The following is an 18397-nucleotide window of genomic DNA, read 5'->3' on the forward strand; positions in this document are numbered from 1 at the left end:
CGTCAGACTGGTGGCCAAGGGACGATCACACGGCGGCGATCACCATGTCCGACGTCACGACCACCGATCTCTACGAAGTGACCATGGCCATGTCCTACCTCCAGGAGGACATGCGGGCTCCGGCCACGTTCGGTCTGTTCGTCCGCGATCTCCCGCCCGACCGGGGTTTCCTGGTCGCCGCGGGTCTGGAACCCGCGCTGGACTTCCTGGCGAGCTACCGCGTGGAGCGGGAGGACGTCGAGGCGTTCGCAGCCGTCCTGCACCGCCCGCAACGGAATCTCGAACCGCTCCTCGGCCTTGCCTTCGAGGGCGAGGTGCGTGCTGTGCCGGAAGGCTGTGCGGTGTTCGCCGGAGAACCGCTGCTGGAGGTGACCGCCCCTCTGCCGCAGGCCCAGCTCGTCGAAACGTATCTGCTGAACCAGCTCTGCCACCAGACGACAGTGGCGTCCAAGGCGGCGCGCAGCGTCCTGGCCGCGGGCGGAAGGTCCGTGGTGGACTTCTCGCTGCGCCGCGCCCACGGGCCATGGGCCGGACATCAGGCAGCCCGCCTCGGCGCCCTCGTGGGCTTCACCGGCACCAGCGACGTCGCTGCCGCCAACGCCCTCGGCATCCCGGCCTCGGGCACCATGGCCCACTCCTACATCGAGGCTTTCCCTGGCGAGGAAGAGGCGTTCCACGCCTTCGCGCGCGCTCATCCCGGCCCGGTCACCTTCCTCGTCGACACCTACGACACGGAGGAGGGCGTGCGTACAGCCGCACGGGTCCTGACCGATCTCCGGCGCGGCCCCGGCTGCGCGATCCGCTTGGACAGCGGTGACCTCGGCGCACTCGCCTGCCGGGCACGCACCGTTCTGGACGGCGCCGGACTGACCGATGTGCGGATCGTGGCCAGCGGCGGACTCGACGAGTACAGCGTGGACCGGCTGGTGCGCGCCGGTGCCCCGATCGACGTGTACGCCGTGGGCACACGTGTCGGCGTGGCCGCGGACGCCCCCTATCTGGACGCCGCGTACAAGCTCGTCGAGTACGACGGCCGCCCCGTGATGAAGCTGTCCTCGGCGAAAATCACAACCCCGGGCCGCAAGCAGGTCTTCCGCCGGGCCGGGCGGCCCGACCTCATAGCCCTCGATGGAGAGGACCCACCGGACTCCGCCCGGCCGCTGCTGCGCACGGTCATGCGGGGCGGTCGGCGAGCGGGGGCGCCGGACCGGTGGCAGGACGCCCGTGAACGATTCCGCGAGGACATCGCCGCGCTGCCCGCAACGGCCCGTCGGATCCATGATCCCGAACCGGTCACACCGATCCGGTCCCCGGCCCTGGAAAAGCTGACTGCCACGGTGCGAGCCGACATCATGGCCCGGCTGCGCCGGGCGCGTCGTGCCGCGCCATCGGGCACGGCAGCCTCCCGCGCGGGGCCCGGCCGGGGCCGTCCGGGCCCCGCGCGGACCGCGGCGTGCGGTGATCCGCATGAGCCGTGAACCCGCCCCACGGGGAACGGCCGCGCTGCGCGAGGACGGCCGGCCGTCGAACGGCACGGTCCCCGCGAACAAGCCGCTGTCCGACCGGTCGGGCAGCCCCGCTGCGTCCGTCTCCTCCCTGCCTGCCCGGGAAGCATTCGCCGCCCTCAACAGCTACCCGCGCGGTCTGACCCCGGCCGAGGCCGCTGTGCGGCAAGCCCGTTACGGCCGCAACGAGCTTCCCGGCGTGAGCCATGGGCATGTGTGGGCACGCCTGGTTGCGCAGTTCACCGACCTCTTCGCAGTCGTGCTGCTCGTCTCCTCGGCGATCACCTTTCTGGCGTACGCGTTGGAACAGCCCCGGGACCCTGCCACGCTTCAGCTTGCGCTGGCCATCCTCGGCGTGGTGCTGCTGAACGCCGGCATCGGGTTCGCCCAGGAGTACTCCGCCGAACGGACCGCAGAGTCCCTGCAGGCGATGGTGCCGCACACCTGCCGGGTGTTGCGGAGCGGGGATCCGCGGGATCTGCCCGCGCGCGAACTGGTTCCCGGTGACGTGGTGCTCCTGGAGGCCGGGGACGCGGTGTCGGCCGACTGCCGACTGGTCGAGGCCCATGAGGTGGCCGTCAACAACGCGGCGCTGACGGGCGAGAGCGACGCGGTCACGCGGGTGGCCGAGCCGGTGCCGGCGGGGCCGCCGCTGGAGGCGCGCAACCTCGTGTTCATGGGCACGGACGTGATCGCGGGCACGGGCAAGGCCGTTGTGTGCTCCATCGGGACGGCCACCGAATTCGGGCGGATCTTCCGGCTCACCTCCGCAGCGCCCCGGCAGAAGACCCCACTGCAACGGCAGGTCGCGGCCATGGCCCGCCGGGTGGCCGGCGTCGCCCTGGCGACCGGGGCCGTCCTGTTCGCGGTGCGTGCGCCCAGCGGGCAGCCGTTCGTGGACACGTTCGTCTTCTCGCTCGGGGTGATGGTCGCGCTCGTACCGGAGGGCCTGCCAGCCACTCTCTCCGTGTCCCTGGCGATCGGCGTCCGCCGGATGGCCCGCAGGCACGCCCTCGTCAAGCAACTGCTCGCGGTGGAGGCGCTCGGGTCGACGAGCGTGGTGTGCACCGACAAGACGGGCACGCTCACCCAAGCCGAGATGACTGTCGTGCGGCTGTGGGCGAACGGTGTGCTGCACTCCGTGGCCGGAGTGGGGTACGCACCCGTCGGTGTGGTCGCCGATGCCGGACCCGTGCGGGAGCTGCTCCGGGCAGCGACACTGTGCAGCAACGCCCGGCTGGTCCCGCCGACCGGCCGGGATGGGTGGCGGGTTCTCGGCGACACCACCGAGGGTGCCCTGCTGGTGGCCGCCATGAAAGCCGGCCTGGATCCGGCGGCCGAGGCGGCCCGCACACCGCGGGTGGCGGAGCATCCGTTCGACCCCGTTCGCAAGCTGATGAGCACCGTGCACCGCGATCTCGACGGCAACTGCCTGGTGTACGTCAAGGGCGCGCCGCTGGAACTGCTCGCCCGCTGCGACGCCGTCGACCGGGAAGGTACGCGGGAGCCGCTGACGGAGGACCGCCGTACGGAGATCACCACCGCCGCGGACGACATGGCCGGGCAGGGCCTGCGGGTGCTCGCGGTCGCCCGGCGGCGGGTCGACAGCCCGCGCCCGCCGCTCGGGGACACCGAGTCGGGGCTGGCCTTCCTGGGGCTTGCCGGGATGTACGACCCGCCCCGACCCGAGGTGCAGGACGCGGTGGATGCCTGCAGGCGGGCCGGGATCCGGATCGTCATGGTCACCGGCGATCACCCCCTGACCGCCGAGGCCGTTGCCCGCCGCGTCGGCATCGTGCGGGGACGGGCCCCGTCCGTGGTGACGGGCACGCGGCTGGACGCACTGGACGACGACGGCCTGACCGCCCTGCTGGCAAGCTCCGCCGAGTTGTTGCTGTGCCGGGTGAGCCCCGAGCACAAAATGCGGGTGGTCACCGCGCTGCAGCGGCGCGGCGAGGTCGTCGCCGTCACCGGGGACGGCGCCAACGACGCGCCTGCCCTCAAACACGCAGACATCGGCGTCGCCATGGGCGCCTCCGGCACGGATGTCGCCCGAGAGGCAGCGGAGATGGTGCTGCTCGATGACTCCTTCGCCTCCATCACCACGGCGGTGGGGCTCGGCCGTTCCGTCTACCGGAACATCCGCAAGTTCCTGATCTACCTCTTCAGCCACAACATCGCCGAACTCGTACCGATCCTCGCGGCGACCTTCGCCGGATTCCCGCTGGTGCCGATCACGGCTGTACAGATCCTCGCCATCGACCTCGGTTCGGACGTGCTGCCCGCGCTGGCGCTGGGCGCCGAGCCGATGGAGCGCGACGTCATGGACAGCCCGCCGCGGCCGCGACGGGAGCGGCTGTTCTCGACAGTTGTCATGGGCCGCATTCTCTTCCTCGGAGGCATCCAGGCCCTCGGCGTGTGCGCCGCCTTCTTCTGGCACATCCACGCCTCGGGCATCCCTTATGCCGACTTCACCAAGAGCGATCCCGCCTACCGGGAGGCAATCACCATGGTTCAGGCCGGCATCGTCGTCAGCCAGTTCTTCAACTCTCTCGCGGTGCGCACCGACCGGCAGAGCGTCTTCCGGGCCGGGCTGCTGGCCAATCCCTGGCTGCTGGCCGCAGGCTGTTTCGGGATCGGGCTGATGGCCGCCATCAGCTACGCACCGCCGCTCCGGGCGATCTTCAACACCGCGCCGCTGGCCGTCGCCGACTGGGCGGTCTTGACCGCGTTCGGAGCACTGTTGCTGTGCGCCGAGGAAGCACGGAAATGGGTGCTGCGGCGACGTGGTGATTCCTCGAAGGGAGAAGCGCGATGAGAGTGATCATCGTCGGCTGCGGGCGGGTCGGGGCCACTCTCGCCACGCAGCTCGTTGCCGAAGGGCACGACGTACGCCTCGTCGACCGGCAGGCCGAGGCGCGCAGACTGTTGCCGACGGGATTCTCCGGCGTCTTCCACGCGGGCAACGGCTTCAGCCGATCCGTGCTGGAAGCCGCCGGGATCGACCACACGGACGCGTTCGTCGCGGTCACCTCGGGGGACAACAGCAACATCATCAGCGCGCGGACCGCCAGGGAAACGTACCGGGTCCCGACCGTCCTGGCCCGCATCCACGACCCCCGCCGAGCCGATATCTACCGGGAGCTGGGCATCCCGACGGTCTCCAGCGTCCAATGGGCCGTAAACCGCATCCACCAGATGCTTCTGCACCGCCATCTCATCCCGGAACTCTCCTTCGGCAGCGGCGAGACCCTGATGGTCCGCTCCCGGCTACCGGCCTATCTCACCGGACGGCCGCTGACCGGGTTCGACGTCGACGGGGAGATCCGCGTCGTGGAGATCACCCGTGGCAGCCGCTCGCTGCTGCCCGCCCACGGTGTCCTGGCCGAACCCGGTGACCTGGTCACCTTCGCCGTCGCCGCCACCGCGCTGGGCCGGCTGCGCGGCTTTCTGGACAAGGAGCTGGGATCGTGAAGGTCCTGATCGCAGGTGCGGGCCGCCTTGGAACTCAGGTCGCCCAGGTGCTCTCCGCAGCGCGCAACGACGTCACGCTCGTCGAGCACGACGAGGACCGTATCGCTGAAATCGGCGGCCTGCCCGCTGTGCGTCTGGTGGCCGGGGATGCCTGCGATCCCCGGCTCCTGGAGCGGGCGGGCGCGCTGACCTGCGACCTCGTCATCGTCGCCACCGGCCGGGACGAGGACAACCTCGTCATCAGCCTGCTCGCGAAGCGCCGATTCGAGGTGGCGCGCGTGGCAGCGCGGGTCAACGACGCGGAGAACGCCTGGCTCTTCGACGAGCGGTGGGGCGTGGACGTCGCGGTTCCTGCGGCCACTCCGCTGATCTCCCTGATCGAGGAGGCCACGGGTGCCACGGACACGGTGGCGCTGCTGCGACTCAGCAGGGCGGGCGTCGAGGTCATCGAGACAGCGATCACCGAGAACTCCCGGGCGGCCGGTCGGACGCTGGGCGAGATCACGCTTCCGGCGGGTACGGTCGTGGCCACCGTCGTCCGCGACGGGCGTCCGACGGTGCCGGGGCCCGAGGTGCGGCTGCTACCGGGCGACGAACTCCTGCTCGTATCGCACGAGGCTACCGAGCGGGAGATCCACGCGGCCTTCCAGTGACCCCTGGGCGCCGGTTCCGGCCTCGGCTCCTGAGCCGTGCCCCTGGCGTCATCGCCGTCCTGTCTCGTACGTGCCCCGTCGCCGTCCCGGGCGGTGGCAGTGGGCTGAGCCGTCCGGCCATGTACGGGGGCCGTTCGACCCAGTGCGGGCGGACGTCCCGGGGCGGATGGTCGAAGAAGCGCCGAAGGTGAGGAGGGGCCGGTATGCGGTGGGAAACGATTCGCAAGGACACTGCGCCCCGGACCGCCCCCAATCTGGGCGACTACGACGAGGAGTGTGCCGGCTTTTCGTGGTCCGAGGCACGGGCCGGGCTGGAAGGGCTGCCCGGCGGGCGGGGGCTGAACATCGCGTACGAGGCCGTTGACCGGCACGCAGCGACGCGTACGCCGAAGATCGCGCTGCGCTGTGTCGCGCGCGACGACTCCGTGACCTGCGTGACCTACGCGGACCTGGCCCGTTCGACGGCACAGTTCGCCAACGTGCTCCGCGCTCTTGGGGTCGGTCACGGCGACCGGGTGGTGACGCTGCTGGGGCGGTGCCCCGAGCTGTACACCGTGGTTCTCGGCACGCTGAAGAACACCAGCGTGCTGTGCCCGTTGTTCCCGGCGTTCGGACCGGACCCGGTCGCCCGGCGAATGACGCTGAGCGACGCGCAGGTACTGGTCACCACGGCGGAGCTGTACCGCAGGAAGGTCGCCGGGCGACGCGACGGACTTGCCGCCCTGCGCCACGTGCTCATCGTCAGGCAGGGCGCGGACGAGCTGCCCGGCACCGCTTCTCTCACCACGCTGATGGCCGACGCGGCCGACACCTTCACGATCCCGCCGACGTCGCCCCAGGACATGGCCCTGCTGCACTTCACGAGCGGTACCACCGGCACCCCCAAGGGCGCGGTGCATGTGCACGAGGCGGCCGTGGCCCACTACATGTCCGCGTTCTACGCCCTCGACCTCCACCGGGACGACGTGTTCTGGTGCACCGCCGACCCGGGCTGGGTCACCGGCATGTCCTACGGGATCATCGCGCCGCTCATGCACGGCGCGACCGTCGTGGTGGACGAGGGGGACTACGACGCCCGCCGCTGGTACCGCATCCTCGCCGAGCAGCAAGTGAGCGTCTGGTACACGGCGCCGACGGCCCTGCGCATGCTGATGCGGACGACTCCGAGGACCGGACCGTACGACCTGCCCCGCTCGTTCGACCTGAGCGCGCTGCGGTTCATCGCTTCGGTCGGCGAGCCGCTCAATCCGGAGGCCGTGCTGTGGGGGCGGGACGTGCTCGGGCTGCCCGTGCACGACAACTGGTGGCAGACCGAGACCGGCGCCATCATGATCGCCAACTTCGCCGCCTGCGAGATCCGCCCCGGTTCCATGGGCCGTCCGCTGCCGGGTGTAAAGGCCGCGGTGCTGAAGCGCGGAGAGGATGGCCGGGCCCAGGTCACCGGCGGACGGGTCACGGTGCTGAAGGAGCCCGGCGTCGAGGGTGAACTGGCACTCCGGCCCGACTGGCCGTCCATGTTCCGCGGTTATCTGCACGACGAGCTCCGCACCGCGGCGGCCTTCGCGGACGGCTGGTACCTCACCGGCGACCTGGTGCGACGCGACGCCGACGGCTGGTACTGGTTCGTCGGCCGGGCCGACGATGTCATCAAGTCGGCGGGACACCTCATCGGGCCTTTCGAGGTCGAGAGCGCGCTGATGGAGCACCCTGCGGTCGCCGAGGCCGGAGTCATCGGCCGGCCCGATCCGGTCGCCGGGAACATCGTCAAGGCGTTCGTCGCGCTGCGGCCGGGTTTCGACGCGACCACCACGACCCGGCAGGAACTACTGGCCTTCGCCAGGCACCGGCTGGGCCCGGCCGTGGCACCTCGCGAGATGGCCTTCGACCAGCACCTGCCGCACACCCGTAGCGGCAAGGTCATGCGCCGCCTGCTACGGGCACGTGAGCTCGGCCTACCCGAGGGCGACACCTCCACCCTTGAGAAGGACGAGTCCTTCCCGGACGACTCCTCACCCGCGAGGACGGAACAGTCCACATGAGCGCCACCCGAACGCCGCGCACAGCACGACCCGCCACCCGGCCGAACCACCAGACCGCGCACCGCCTTGCCCTGCTCGAATCGATGCTGCGCATCCGCCGGTTCGAGGAACGCTGCGTGGAGTTGTACAGCGCCGCCCGCATCCGGGGCTTCATGCACCTCTACATCGGTGAGGAAGCCGTGGCAGTCGGCGTCAACGAGGCGCTCACCGACGACGACGCGGTGGTCTCGACGTACCGCGAGCACGGCCACGCACTCGCCCGCGGGGTTCCGGCCGAGGCGATCATGGCCGAGATGTTCGGCAAGGTCACCGGCTGCAGCCGTGGCCGTGGCGGCTCCATGCATCTGTTCGACACCGACCGCCGCTTCTACGGCGGCAACGCGATCGTCGGTGGCGGGATCCCCCTCGCGGCCGGCCTTGCCCTTGCCGACCGCATGACGGGCCGCAACCGGGTCACCTGCTGCTTCTTCGGTGACGGCGCCTTCGCCGAGGGCGAGTTCCACGAGACCGCCAATCTCGCCGCGCTCTGGGGGCTGCCCCTGCTGCTGGTCTGCGAGAACAATCTGTACGCGATGGGAACAGCTCTGGCCCGCCACCAGGCCGAGACCGACCTCGCGCTACGGGCCGCCGGATACGGAATGGTCTCCTGGGCCGTCGACGGCATGGACGTATTCGCCGTCGAGGACGCGGCCCGGCGGGCGGCCGAAGGGGTGCGGGCCGGAAGCGGACCTCACTTCCTGGAGGTGCATACGTACCGCTTCCGCGCCCACTCCATGTACGACTCCGACCGCTACCGGGACAAGGCCGAGATCGAGCGATGGAAGGAGCGCGATCCGGTCGAAGGGCTCGCGCGGCAGATGCGGGATGCGAAGAAGCTGACCGAGAAGGCTCGCACCGCGATGGAGGACCGTCTGTCCGCCGAGATCGACAGTGCCGTCGAGGCCGCCGAGCAGGCTCCCGAAGAACCCGTCGAGGATCTGCTGAAGTACGTCACCAGCCCAGTGGAGGCGAGTCGGCCATGACCGCGACCCGGACCCCTGCCGCCCGGCCGGGCGCTTCCTGCGACCGGAAGACGACCTATCGGGAAGCGATGCGCGAGGCACTGCGCGAGGCACTGCGCACCGACGAACGGGTCTTCCTGATGGGCGAGGACGTGGGCCGGTACGGCGGCTGCTTCGGCGTCAGCCTCGGCCTGCTGGAGGAATTCGGGCCGGAGCGGATCCGCGACGCCCCGCTGTCGGAATCCGCCTTCGTGGGTGCCGGAATCGGCGCGGCGCTGGCGGGCATGCGGCCGGTCGTGGAGATCATGACGGTCAACTTCAGTCTGCTGGCCCTGGACCAGATCCTCAACAACGCGGCGACCCTGCTGCACATGTCGGGCGGCCAGCTGCCGGTACCCATCGTGATCCGGATGACCACGGGTGCGGGTCGACAGCTCGCCGCCCAGCACTCGCACAGCCTGGAGGGCTGGTACGCGCACATCCCCGGCCTGCGGGTCCTGGCCCCGGCGACCCTGACCGACGCCCGGTACATGCTGGCCCCCGCGCTCGCCGACCCCGATCCCGTGCTGATCTTCGAGCACGGCAGTCTGTACAACGTCTCGGGCGATCCGCCGACCGACGCGGGCCCGGTCGACATCGACCACGCGGCGGTCCGCCGGCCCGGACGGGACGTCTCCTTGATCACCTACGGCGGCTCGCTGCCCAAGGCCCTGGCCGCCGCCGACGACCTCGCGGGCTGCGGCATCGACGCGGAGGTCGTCGACCTCCGTAGCCTGCGCCCTCTGGACGACGCCGTCATCGGCGACTCCGTCGAGCGCACCCACCGCGCCGTCGTCATCGACGAGGGCTGGCGCACCGGCAGCCTGGCGGCGGAGATCTCGGCACGCCTCACCGAGCAGCACTTCTACGACCTCGATGCCCCCGTGGAGCGGGTGTGCAGCGCCGAAGTACCCATGCCGTACGCGCGCAGGCTGGAGGAGGCCGCGCTGCCCCAGGTCGGCGGAATCGTCGCTGCCGCACGCCGCGCGGTCGGCGACCCCACGCCGACCGGTCCCGGCGAGGCGGAACAACAGCCGGCCACCGGGAGGGCGGGCTGAGATGACCGAGTTCACCATGCCCTCGCTCGGCGCGGACATGAACGAAGGCGTGCTCCAGGAGTGGCTCGTGAGCCCCGGCGACCGGGTCCGGAAGGGCGATGCCGTGGCGGTCGTGGAGACCGACAAGGCGGCCATCGAGGTCGAGTGCTTCGCATCCGGCACCGTAGGACGCCTGCTCGTCCCGCCAGGAACCCGCGTACCCGTGGGGACACCGCTCGCCATGATCGAAGGCGAGGGCGCGCCCGCGAAGCGGGTAAAGAATGGGCCGGAACAGGGCTCACCCGCAGCTGCCGGGACCGTCACCGAAGCTCCCCGACGCGGCACGGCCCCGCCCCCCACACGCACCGGGGCCGGACAGGAGCCGGTCGCCCACCACGAACGTCCGCGGCCCCGTCGGAAGGCGGCCCGTGAGCCGAAGAGGGCCCAAGGGCCGGCACTCACAAGATCCCGGACCGAGCCGGCCGGGCAGCCCATACCCACGACGGACAGCCTCGCGAGCCCACCGCTGAAGCCACCCCCCGCGGCCGAGTCGGCACCGGAAGCCGGGCCGCTCGTGCGGCACCTCGCGGAGATGCGGGGCATCGACCTGACAAGCCTGCACGGCACCGGAACCGGTGGACGGATCACCCGAGCCGATGTGGAGCACGCCCCGACGCCCCTTGCACCCAGGGTGCGGGCCACCCCCTATGCCAGGCGGCTTGCCCGCGATCTGGGCATCGACCTGACAGCTCTGCGGGGCACCGGGGACGGCGGAGCCGTCCGAGCGGCGGACGTGCACGCAGCCGCGCGTGCACGCGCCGAGCCCCCGGAGCCAGCCGGCCGGGCCGCACATCGGCAGCGCGGCGAGGCGCGCCCCCACGCAATGCCCATCGGCAGCGGGGCGCAACAACGAACGGACACCATGCGCCGTGCCATCGCCGACCTCATGGGCCGCTCCAAACGGGAGGTCCCGCACTACTACCTGTCCACCACCATCGACCTCACAGCGGCCGAGGGCTGGCTGCGCCGGATCAACCGCGGCCGTCCGCCCGCCGACCGCCTGGTGTCTGCGGCCCTGCTGTTGAAGGCCGCCGCTGTGGCGGCACACGAAGTGCCGAGCCTGAATGGCTACTGGCAGAACGACGGGTTCGTCCCCGGCCCCGCAGTGAACCTCGGGGTCGCTGTGTCGCTACGACAGGGCGGACTGCTCGCACCGGTCATCCACGGCGCCGACACGCTGCCGCCAGACACCCTCATGGCCACCCTCAAGGACCTGGTGCAGCGCGCCCGCCGAGGTCGGCTGCGCGGCAGCGAGATGTCCGGCGCCACCCTGACCGTCACCAACCTCGGCGACCAAGGCGTGGAGACCGTCTTCGGTGTCATCCATCCGCCCCAGGTCGCCCTGGTCGGCTTCGGAACGGTCGTCGAGCGGCCCTGGGCCACGAACGGAATGCTCGGCGTGCGTCCCGTGGTGACCGCGACCCTGGCCGCCGACCATCGAGCCTCGGACGCCGCCGTCGGGGCCCGCTACCTCACGGCGCTCGACCGACTGCTGCAGAAACCGGAGGAGTTGTGAGCCAGATGAAACCCCTGAACAACACCGAGGCCCTGGCCGTGCTCAAGGAATCGATCACCCGGATCGTCCCCGACGCGGACTTCACTCAGGTCGAACCGGACGCCAGGTTCCGTGATGTGCTCGAACTCGATTCGCTCGACTTCCTCAGCCTGGTCGAGCTGCTGTCCGAACGTACGGGAGTCCGGATCGACGAGGAGGACTACCCGGAACTGACCACGCTGTCGGATGCCACGCGGTTCCTGGCCGCCAGGTCAAAAAACAGCACCGGCTCAGCACGGTGAGTCGCCGAAATCGTACGTGCTGCGGTTCCAGCGCCGACCAAGCCACGAGTTCCTCATCTCGTTCAGTAGCACCTAGGGATTTTCAGATGCGGGGCACTCATCTCACGGACGCCGGGTTCTCGCACCATGCGGCGGGGAGTCCCGCGTGGCAGGTTGGATACACCACAACTCTGAGGAGAGGGCGGCGATCATGCGAGCTCACCTCGGCGACCAACTCGTCATCGAAAGTCCGGCAACCGGCGCTGCCAGGCGCGACGGCGAGATCGTCGGCCTGCACCACGAGGACGGAACACCTCCGTACGACGTGCGCTGGTCGGACACGGACGAGGTGACGTTCGTCTTTCCCGGGCCCGACGCCCACATCCGCCACCTGGAGCACGGACAACCCAGGGCCGCGCGCGAGGCACAGCCGGACACGGGTGAAGCGGCAGTTTCACCGGCTGCCCCGCCGAGCGGGGCGGCCGACCCCGGCGACATCGGCCGACGCGTGGCCGCCGAGCGCCGCAGGCTGGGGGTCAGCCGGGAGGAAACGGCCCGCCGTGCCCGGATATCGCTCAACTACCTGACCTACCTGGAGGAACACCCCTCCGACCCGACCCTCGCTACCCTCCTCGTGCTGGCCGACGCGCTGGGCACCACGGTCGCCGCTCTGCGCGGCGGCGGCATCGACCTTCCACCTGGCCAGGGGCATGCGTTGCTGCACCCTCGGCTACAGGACCTCGGCCCGGAAGAATGCCGCACCCTGCTCTCCACACACGGCGTGGGACGCGTCGCAGTATCGGCGTCCGACGGCCGCCCAGCGGTCATCCCGGTCAACTACGCGGTCATCGACGACGCCATCGTCTTCCGGACGGCGCCTGGTTCCGTCACCGCTGCTGCCGCGCACAAGGAAGTGGCCTTCGAGGTCGACCATGTGGACGATGCCCTGAGCCAGGGGTGGAGCGTGCTCGCCGTCGGCCCCGCGAGCATCGTGACGGATCGCGACACCGTGCGCAGACTCGCCCAAGAGGCTTACACCAAACCATGGGCGGGCGGGGACCGAGAGATGTGGATGTCGATCCGGCCCACAAGTCTCACGGGCCGGCGGATCACTTCCACCGACGAGTAGCCCCGAGGTCTCTTCGGGCACACGCTGCCGCATCTAATACCGACTCACGCGGCCGTCGCCCTGGCACACCTCGTCCCGGCCGCGCCGCGATCCGAGAGCCAGGCGGTGTGGAGCGGCGAATAACCGATGGTGCGACGTTCCCGATGACACGCCCTCCGTCGCAGGCAGGTGTATGGGCCCGACTTGCCGTGCGGCACTCACCTGCGGTCTGCGCAGCTCGCGGGCGCGGCTGACCTGCACCTAGGTACAGGGACGGCTGTTGCAGTACAGCTGCAATGAGCGACGTCGGTGCGGCGGCCGACGCGGGATCGGTGACGTGGCTCGTCGATCCGCACGCCTCCTTTGTCCGACCTTCAGGTTCGCTCGACGCTGAGGTTGAGAAAGTGGGCCGAGCACGAGATGCACGGGTCGTAATTACGGACCGCCCGTTCGCACAGAGCGGTCAGCTCCGCGTCGGTGGAGTCGCCCTCTTCCAGGCGTGCCTGCACGACGCGGCGGAGGTCCTCCTCGACCGCACCCAGGTTCTGCGCGGTCGGCGGGACAAGGCTGGCGTCGGTGACGAGCCCTTCGGAGTCGAGGGTGTAGCGGTGGTACAGGAGACCGCGCGGCGCCTCAGTCGCCCCGTGCCCGGTACCGGCTCGTGAGGGCACGTCGACGTAGGGGCGCGGCGGGGCTTCGTAGGCGTCGATGATCCGCAGCGCCTCGTCGACCGCGTAGAGCACCTCAACCGCTCGGACGATGATGCTGCGGAAGGGGTTTCGACAGACGGTGCCCTGCAGAGGGTCGCCGAGCCCGGCGTCGTGGGCGGCCTGGAGGGCAATCGGGGACAGCCAGCGGCCGCTGATGGCATACCGGGCGAGTGAGCCGGTGAGATGGCGGCGGTTGTCCAGCAAGGAGTGGAGGGCGGTGGAGTGGGGTAGCTGGCTCTCGGCGACATGGGCGCCGAAGTCGTGGACCCCGAAGGTGCGGGTGGGCAGCGCGCGGTCGGATTCGGGGGGAAGGTCGGCGGTGTGTGGCGCGGCCATGACGGTCGGGGTGCCGGATTCGATGGCGTAGGTTCCGGGCTCGGACAGGGCGAACAGGTCGTTGTCGCATCCGGCGTCGGGGAACTCGAAGCCGGCCACCCACCGTACGGTTTGGGCCGCGTCGTCCCGGGCCCGGTGCAACCGCTCTGCCAGCGGGCGCAGTTCGTCCGTGGTCGGGGTGCGGTGAAAGCCACCGAGACGGACATTGATCGGGTGAATCGCCCGACCGCCCAGCAGTTCGAGGATCGCGTTGCCGGCTTGTTTGAGCCGAAGGCCGCGTTCGATGTCGGCGCGCCGGGTGCGTGCGAGGTCGATGACGCTGTCGCAGCCGAAGAAGTCGGGCGCGTGAAGGAGGTAGATGTGCAGCGTCTGGCTCTCGATCCATTCACCGCAGTAGAGCAGTCGGCGCAGCGCTGCCAGCGGCCCGCCCACGACGACGCCGCAGGCGTCCTCGATCGCCCGGCAAGCACTCATCTGGTACGCGATGGGGCAGATCCCGCACACCCGGGAAGTGATATCAGGCGGCTCGGTGTAGGAGCGCCCGCGCAGGAATGCCTCGAAGAAGCGTGGCGGTTCGTAGATCGCCAGCCGTGCCTCGGTGACCTTGCTGCCGTCCAAGCGCAGATGCAGTGCGCCTTCACCCTCGACGCGGGCGAGCGATCCGACTTTCAACAGCCTTGAGCGGCGGTGGGTCACTCTTCCAGTTCCTTCCGGGATGCCTCGTCGAACTCGGGAGCGGCGGTATTGAAGGTGCGCAGCACCCGCACCACCTCGAGAGTGTTCATGCCATCGCGACGCAGGAGGGGGACGAACGAGGGGAAGTTGGTCGAGTTGGACGGGCCGAAGCAGCCGTAACAGCCGCGTCCGTACACGGGGCAGAGCGCACCGCATCCGGCGTGGGTGACCGGCCCCAGGCAGGGCGTACCGTGGGCTACCGTCACGCATACCGTGCCGCGCTGTTTGCACTCGAAGCAGACGCTGTGCGCTGGTACGTCGGGTTTGCGTTCGGCCAGGTAGGCGGTGATGACCTCCACCAGCTGGCCGCGGTCGATGGGGCAGCCGCGCAGCTCGAAGTCCACAGGAACATGGGCGCTGATGGGTGTGGAGGTGGCGAGCGTCTCGACGTAGTCCGGTCTGGCATAGACGGCAGCCTGGAAGTCGGCGACGTCCGCGTAGTTGCGCAGCGCCTGGATGCCGCCTGCGGTGGCGCACGCCCCGATGGTCACCAACCGCTTGGAGACGGCCCGGATGTGCTGGATCCGGTCGACATCCTGCTGGGTGGTCACCGATCCCTCGACCAGCGACAGGTCGTACGGGCCCGGTGCGTCGGCACTGGAAGCCTCCAGGAAGTGTGAGATCTCCACCCTCTCGGCGATGCCGAGGAGTTCGTCCTCGCAGTCCAACAGCGTGAGCTGGCATCCGTCGCAGGAGGCGAACTTCCAGACGGCGAGGCTCGGGCGATCACTCGCTGCCACTTCACAACTCCCTGACCATGAGAAGGGGTTGGGCCTTGGCCCAGCTGAGGACGGGGCCGTCGCGGCAGAGGAGGAGGGGGCCGAGCTGGCAGTGTCCGCAGTGGCCGGTGGCACAGTGCATATTGCGTTCCAGCGAGACCCGGATCTGCTCCGGATCGACGCCGCGGTGCACCAGTTCGCCGGCGGCGGCCCGAATCATCGGCTCGGGGCCGCAGATGAACGCCGCCGACGTCCCGGGGCCGAAGGCAGCCCGGTCGAGCAGGCTCGTGACGACGCCGACCTCGCCCCGCCACGGCGGGTCCGCGCGGTCCACGGTGGTCAAGACCCGGGCGGCCGGCTGCCAGCCACGGACATCCTCGGTGTAGAGCAGTTCGTGGGGCGTGCGCGCTCCGATGAGAACGTTCAGCCGTCCGTAGCGCTCCGGTGCGGCGAGCGCGTCGCGTACGAGCGGGCGCAGCGGCGCCAGACCGATGCCTCCAGCCACGACGAGCAGGTCGTTTCCCGCTGCGGCAGAGAGTTCCCAGCCGGTGCCGAACGGGCCACGCACCCCGACGGTGGCACCACGCCGCAGCCCGCTCAGCACGCCAGACACCGCTCCGACCGAACGGACGGTGTGCGTCAGCCGCCGCCCGTCGATCCCGGAGACCGACAACGGGATATCGCCGACGCCGAAGGCGTACACCATCGCGAACTGCCCAGGAACGAAGGGCTGCAGGGCCGAGCGGACTGGTTCCAGGACGATCGTGGCAGTGTCGGGCGTCTCGGCCTCGCGTTCCACCACCCGGTACGGAGTAGGGACAGTTTCTGGCCGGGCAGTCAATGGTGAGGCAGCAGTCATCACGACTCACCGGTGTCGGGAGGGCCGTACAGGTCGAGCAGGCGGAATCGGGTGGACTTCAGCCGTCGTGCAATCACCTGCGCAACACAGTTGGTCAACGCCAAGCCGAACGGCGGATACTCAACACACGCGGCTCGGACCCGCTCCGCGTCGAACTCGAACGCCGAAACGGTGCTGCGGGCCTGCGCGCCCAAGTGCCAGCGGTAGGGCTCGAACAACCAGGACCAGCCCAGCAGATCGCCTTCCCCAAGGGTCTCCAGGACCGCCTCGCGCCGGCCCGGAACGTGAACGTCGAGCGCAACGAGCCCGGAACGGATGATCCAGAACCGGTCGGCCGCACCGCCCTCATCGAAAATACGGGTGCCACCAGGGAAGGAGACGTCGTGAGCGAACGTGGTCAGCCGCTCGCGGTGGCCGGGCGAGAGAGCGCCGAGAAACCCATGGCGGACAACGGTCATGACGGGCCCTGCCCCGACTCCGGCAGGGCGGCCTCGCGTTCCAGGTTCAGCGCATGGGCCTCCTCGGTGATGTCGATCCCGACCGGGCACCATACGATGCAGCGCCCGCAGCCGACGCACCCGGAACTGTCGAACTGGTCATACCAGGTCCCGAGTTTGTGGGTGGCCCACTGCCGGTAGCGACTACGCGAGGAGTTGCGGACCGGCCCCGCCTGCAGGTGGGAGAAGTCCAGGTCGAAGCAGGACTCCCAGCGCCGCCACCGCTCGGCGTGGTCTCCGGTGAGGTCCGTGACGTCCTCAGTGGTGGTGCAGAAGCACGTCGGGCAGACCATGGTGCAGTTTCCGCAGGTCAGGCAGCGGGCGGCGACGTCATCCCAGCGCTCGGCCGTGAGCGTCTCACGCATCAGCACCTGCAGGTCAACCAGCGGCATGCTGCGACCCATACGATCCGCCGCGTCGGCGACACGCTCGCTCGCCACGGTCCGAGTCGCGGCGTCGGCGGGACGGTGGGGCAGCTCGGCCAGGACCGACTCTCCCTCCTCGGTCCCGATCCGCACCAGGAAGCGGTGGCCGTCGGAATCGAGCACCTCGGTCAGCGCCAGGTCGTAGCCGGGCCCCACGGCCGGCCCGGTGCCCATGGACACACAGAAGCAGGTCGCACCCGGCTCGGTACACTCCGCCGCGACCAGGAAGGCCCGCTCGCGACGCCCGCGATACGCCGGGTCGCTGTACATCCCGCCGGTCAGCACCCGGTCCTGGATCGCAATGGCCCTCAGGTCGCAGGGGCGCACACCGAGGAACGCGTACGCCGGCGGTGGTGTCCGGTCCTCGGCCACCATCAGTTCGCCGTCGGCATCGCGATCGGCCGTCCACTGCCGTTCCCGAGGTGGATGCAAAAACGTCTTCCAGGACTGAGGGCCCGCGCTGTGCGCGAACACGGCACCGTCCTCGCGGGCACGAAGCCGATAGATACCTGCCTCCAACTCGACTCCCCAGCCGTAGGGGAGTTCCGCGCCGCTGGAGATCTCGGACAGGACGATCGCCCCATCACGTACGGTCGGTCCCACAACCGTACGACCGCGCCCGGCCAGGACCGTGATCAGCGCCTCCAGACCGTCCTTGCCGATCACCGCGGCCATGCCGCCGTCGTCCGCCATCGCCAACCTTCCGACGCCACCGATGATGCTTGCCCGGCCAGTATGTGCACGGACCCGCTGCCCGGCATGGGCCGCCCGGCCCCTGCGTGGTCCAGGTGGCTGTGTACGTCACCCTGTACGGCCCCCGCGCGGGCCGGTACCACTGGCGAGCCCGTGCGGCGGGAAGGGGTGAAAACGTGAACCTCACTGCGCGAATCGCTGTCATCGGTGTCGGTAACGAGTTCCGCCACGACGACGGTGTGGGCTTGGCCGTCGTGGCCCGGCTGGCAGAACGGGCCGAGGAACGGCCACTGCCGAGTGGAACCGCCCTTCTGGTGTGCGCTGGCGACCCCGCCTATCTGATCACACTGTGGGAAGACGCCGACCTCGCCATCCTGGTGGACGCCGCACACGCACACCCCGGGCTCCCCGGTCGGCTGCATCGCCTGAAAGTGGATGACGGGCAGATGTCACAGACAGGCACTGCGACAAGTTCCCACGGGCTCGGACTCCTCGATGCCGTCGAACTCGCCCGCCAACTGGACCGCCTGCCCGGACAGCTGGTCGTCTACGCCATCGAGGCAGCCAACAGCAGCCTGGGCATCGGCCTGTCAGCACCCGTCGCAGCCATCGTGGAGCCGCTTGCCGAATGGATCGCGACAGAAATCTCGCTGCACGCAGGTCCTGCCAATAGCAGGTAGGTGCGAACCGGCTGCATGCGACATCTATGCCCCCTTTTCTCGGAAACTCGC

16 protein-coding genes are annotated in these 18397 nt (G+C 70.0%); 11 read left to right on the forward strand and 5 right to left on the reverse strand.

Translation table 11 applies throughout. The features are described from left to right. Positions 1-44 precede the first annotated feature (44 nt). The 10 genes from ACIRJP_RS05080 (at position 45) to ACIRJP_RS05125 (ending at position 12713) form a co-directional block, all read left to right on the forward strand. Positions 45-1478, forward strand: coding sequence for a nicotinate phosphoribosyltransferase (locus ACIRJP_RS05080; RefSeq protein WP_404168258.1), 1434 nt, complete (start codon positions 45-47; stop codon positions 1476-1478). Beyond that, positions 1468-4323, forward strand: coding sequence for a cation-translocating P-type ATPase (locus ACIRJP_RS05085; protein WP_404168260.1), 2856 nt, complete (start codon positions 1468-1470; stop codon positions 4321-4323). The genes ACIRJP_RS05080 and ACIRJP_RS05085 overlap by 11 nt, the downstream gene beginning before the upstream one ends. Beyond that, positions 4320-4979, forward strand: coding sequence for a potassium channel family protein (locus ACIRJP_RS05090; RefSeq protein ID WP_404168262.1), 660 nt, complete (start codon positions 4320-4322; stop codon positions 4977-4979). The genes ACIRJP_RS05085 and ACIRJP_RS05090 overlap by 4 nt, the downstream gene beginning before the upstream one ends. Then, positions 4976-5632: a potassium channel family protein gene (locus tag ACIRJP_RS05095; RefSeq protein ID WP_404168264.1), complete on the forward strand. Its 657-nt coding sequence runs from the start codon at positions 4976-4978 to the stop codon at positions 5630-5632. The genes ACIRJP_RS05090 and ACIRJP_RS05095 overlap by 4 nt, the downstream gene beginning before the upstream one ends. Positions 5633-5835: 203 nt before the next feature. After that, the gene (gene acsA / locus ACIRJP_RS05100; protein WP_404168266.1) at positions 5836-7671 is read left to right on the forward strand and encodes an acetate--CoA ligase; all 1836 of its coding nucleotides are present in this window, start codon (positions 5836-5838) and stop codon (positions 7669-7671) included. Next, positions 7668-8693, forward strand: coding sequence for a pyruvate dehydrogenase (acetyl-transferring) E1 component subunit alpha (gene pdhA, locus ACIRJP_RS05105; RefSeq protein WP_404168268.1), 1026 nt, complete (start codon positions 7668-7670; stop codon positions 8691-8693). The genes acsA and pdhA overlap by 4 nt, the downstream gene beginning before the upstream one ends. Continuing rightward, positions 8690-9769, forward strand: a complete 1080-nt coding sequence (locus tag ACIRJP_RS05110; RefSeq protein WP_404168270.1) for an alpha-ketoacid dehydrogenase subunit beta — start codon at positions 8690-8692, stop codon at positions 9767-9769. Before pdhA ends, ACIRJP_RS05110 begins: the two co-directional genes overlap by 4 nt. Before the next feature lies 1 nt (position 9770). Beyond that, positions 9771-11324: a 2-oxo acid dehydrogenase subunit E2 gene (locus ACIRJP_RS05115; protein ID WP_404168272.1), complete on the forward strand. Its 1554-nt coding sequence runs from the start codon at positions 9771-9773 to the stop codon at positions 11322-11324. A gap of 5 nt (positions 11325-11329) precedes the next feature. Then, complete coding sequence (locus ACIRJP_RS05120; RefSeq protein ID WP_404168274.1) at positions 11330-11605, forward strand: acyl carrier protein; 276 nt, start codon at positions 11330-11332, stop codon at positions 11603-11605. Between the two features lie 190 nt (positions 11606-11795). Continuing rightward, complete coding sequence (locus tag ACIRJP_RS05125; RefSeq protein ID WP_404168276.1) at positions 11796-12713, forward strand: pyridoxamine 5'-phosphate oxidase family protein; 918 nt, start codon at positions 11796-11798, stop codon at positions 12711-12713. 353 nt (positions 12714-13066) lie between these two features. Here the strand turns inward: ACIRJP_RS05125 and ACIRJP_RS05130 are convergent, their stop codons facing one another. From ACIRJP_RS05130 to ACIRJP_RS05150, 5 genes are read right to left on the reverse strand one after another with little or no spacing between them, the layout of a single operon-like run. Then, the gene (locus tag ACIRJP_RS05130) at positions 13067-14434 is read right to left on the reverse strand and encodes a Ni/Fe hydrogenase subunit alpha (protein WP_404168278.1); all 1368 of its coding nucleotides are present in this window, start codon (positions 14432-14434) and stop codon (positions 13067-13069) included. Further along, positions 14431-15213: an oxidoreductase gene (locus tag ACIRJP_RS05135; protein WP_404168280.1), complete on the reverse strand. Its 783-nt coding sequence runs from the start codon at positions 15211-15213 to the stop codon at positions 14431-14433. Before ACIRJP_RS05135 ends, ACIRJP_RS05130 begins: the two co-directional genes overlap by 4 nt. 1 nt (position 15214) lies before the next feature. Next, positions 15215-16051: an FAD/NAD(P)-binding protein gene (locus tag ACIRJP_RS05140; RefSeq protein WP_404168282.1), complete on the reverse strand. Its 837-nt coding sequence runs from the start codon at positions 16049-16051 to the stop codon at positions 15215-15217. Next, entirely contained in the window at positions 16051-16509 is a 459-nt protein-coding gene (locus tag ACIRJP_RS05145; RefSeq protein ID WP_404168284.1) for a Crp/Fnr family transcriptional regulator, read from the reverse strand. The genes ACIRJP_RS05140 and ACIRJP_RS05145 overlap by 1 nt, the downstream gene beginning before the upstream one ends. Further along, positions 16506-17666 carry a 4Fe-4S dicluster domain-containing protein gene (locus ACIRJP_RS05150; RefSeq protein WP_404168286.1) on the reverse strand — a complete coding sequence of 387 codons (1161 nt, stop codon included), beginning with the start codon at positions 17664-17666 and terminating at the stop codon, positions 16506-16508. Before ACIRJP_RS05150 ends, ACIRJP_RS05145 begins: the two co-directional genes overlap by 4 nt. 176 nt (positions 17667-17842) lie before the next feature. On the opposite strand from ACIRJP_RS05150, the gene ACIRJP_RS05155 reads away from it, so the two are divergent. Then, positions 17843-18346, forward strand: coding sequence for a hydrogenase maturation protease (locus tag ACIRJP_RS05155; RefSeq protein WP_404168288.1), 504 nt, complete (start codon positions 17843-17845; stop codon positions 18344-18346). Positions 18347-18397 lie beyond the last annotated feature (51 nt).

The organism is Streptomyces sp. NPDC102437, from assembly GCF_044765565.1.
In the GTDB taxonomy this organism is placed as follows: domain Bacteria; phylum Actinomycetota; class Actinomycetes; order Streptomycetales; family Streptomycetaceae; genus Streptomyces.

Bases quoted from the DNA above. Each gene is read 5' to 3' on its own strand.
- ACIRJP_RS05080 (WP_404168258.1), top strand. From the start codon at position 45: ATGTCCGACGTCACGACCACCGATCTCTACGAAGTGACCATGGCCATG.
- ACIRJP_RS05085 (WP_404168260.1), top strand. From the start codon at position 1,468: ATGAGCCGTGAACCCGCCCCACGGGGAACGGCCGCGCTGCGCGAGGAC.
- ACIRJP_RS05090 (WP_404168262.1), top strand. From the start codon at position 4,320: ATGAGAGTGATCATCGTCGGCTGCGGGCGGGTCGGGGCCACTCTCGCC.
- acsA (WP_404168266.1), top strand. From the start codon at position 5,836: ATGCGGTGGGAAACGATTCGCAAGGACACTGCGCCCCGGACCGCCCCC.
- pdhA (WP_404168268.1), top strand. From the start codon at position 7,668: ATGAGCGCCACCCGAACGCCGCGCACAGCACGACCCGCCACCCGGCCG.
- ACIRJP_RS05110 (WP_404168270.1), top strand. From the start codon at position 8,690: ATGACCGCGACCCGGACCCCTGCCGCCCGGCCGGGCGCTTCCTGCGAC.
- ACIRJP_RS05115 (WP_404168272.1), top strand. From the start codon at position 9,771: ATGACCGAGTTCACCATGCCCTCGCTCGGCGCGGACATGAACGAAGGC.
- ACIRJP_RS05120 (WP_404168274.1), top strand. From the start codon at position 11,330: ATGAAACCCCTGAACAACACCGAGGCCCTGGCCGTGCTCAAGGAATCG.
- ACIRJP_RS05125 (WP_404168276.1), top strand. From the start codon at position 11,796: ATGCGAGCTCACCTCGGCGACCAACTCGTCATCGAAAGTCCGGCAACC.
- ACIRJP_RS05140 (WP_404168282.1), bottom strand. From the start codon at position 16,051: ATGACTGCTGCCTCACCATTGACTGCCCGGCCAGAAACTGTCCCTACT.
- ACIRJP_RS05145 (WP_404168284.1), bottom strand. From the start codon at position 16,509: ATGACCGTTGTCCGCCATGGGTTTCTCGGCGCTCTCTCGCCCGGCCAC.
- ACIRJP_RS05150 (WP_404168286.1), bottom strand. From the start codon at position 17,666: ATGGCGGACGACGGCGGCATGGCCGCGGTGATCGGCAAGGACGGTCTG.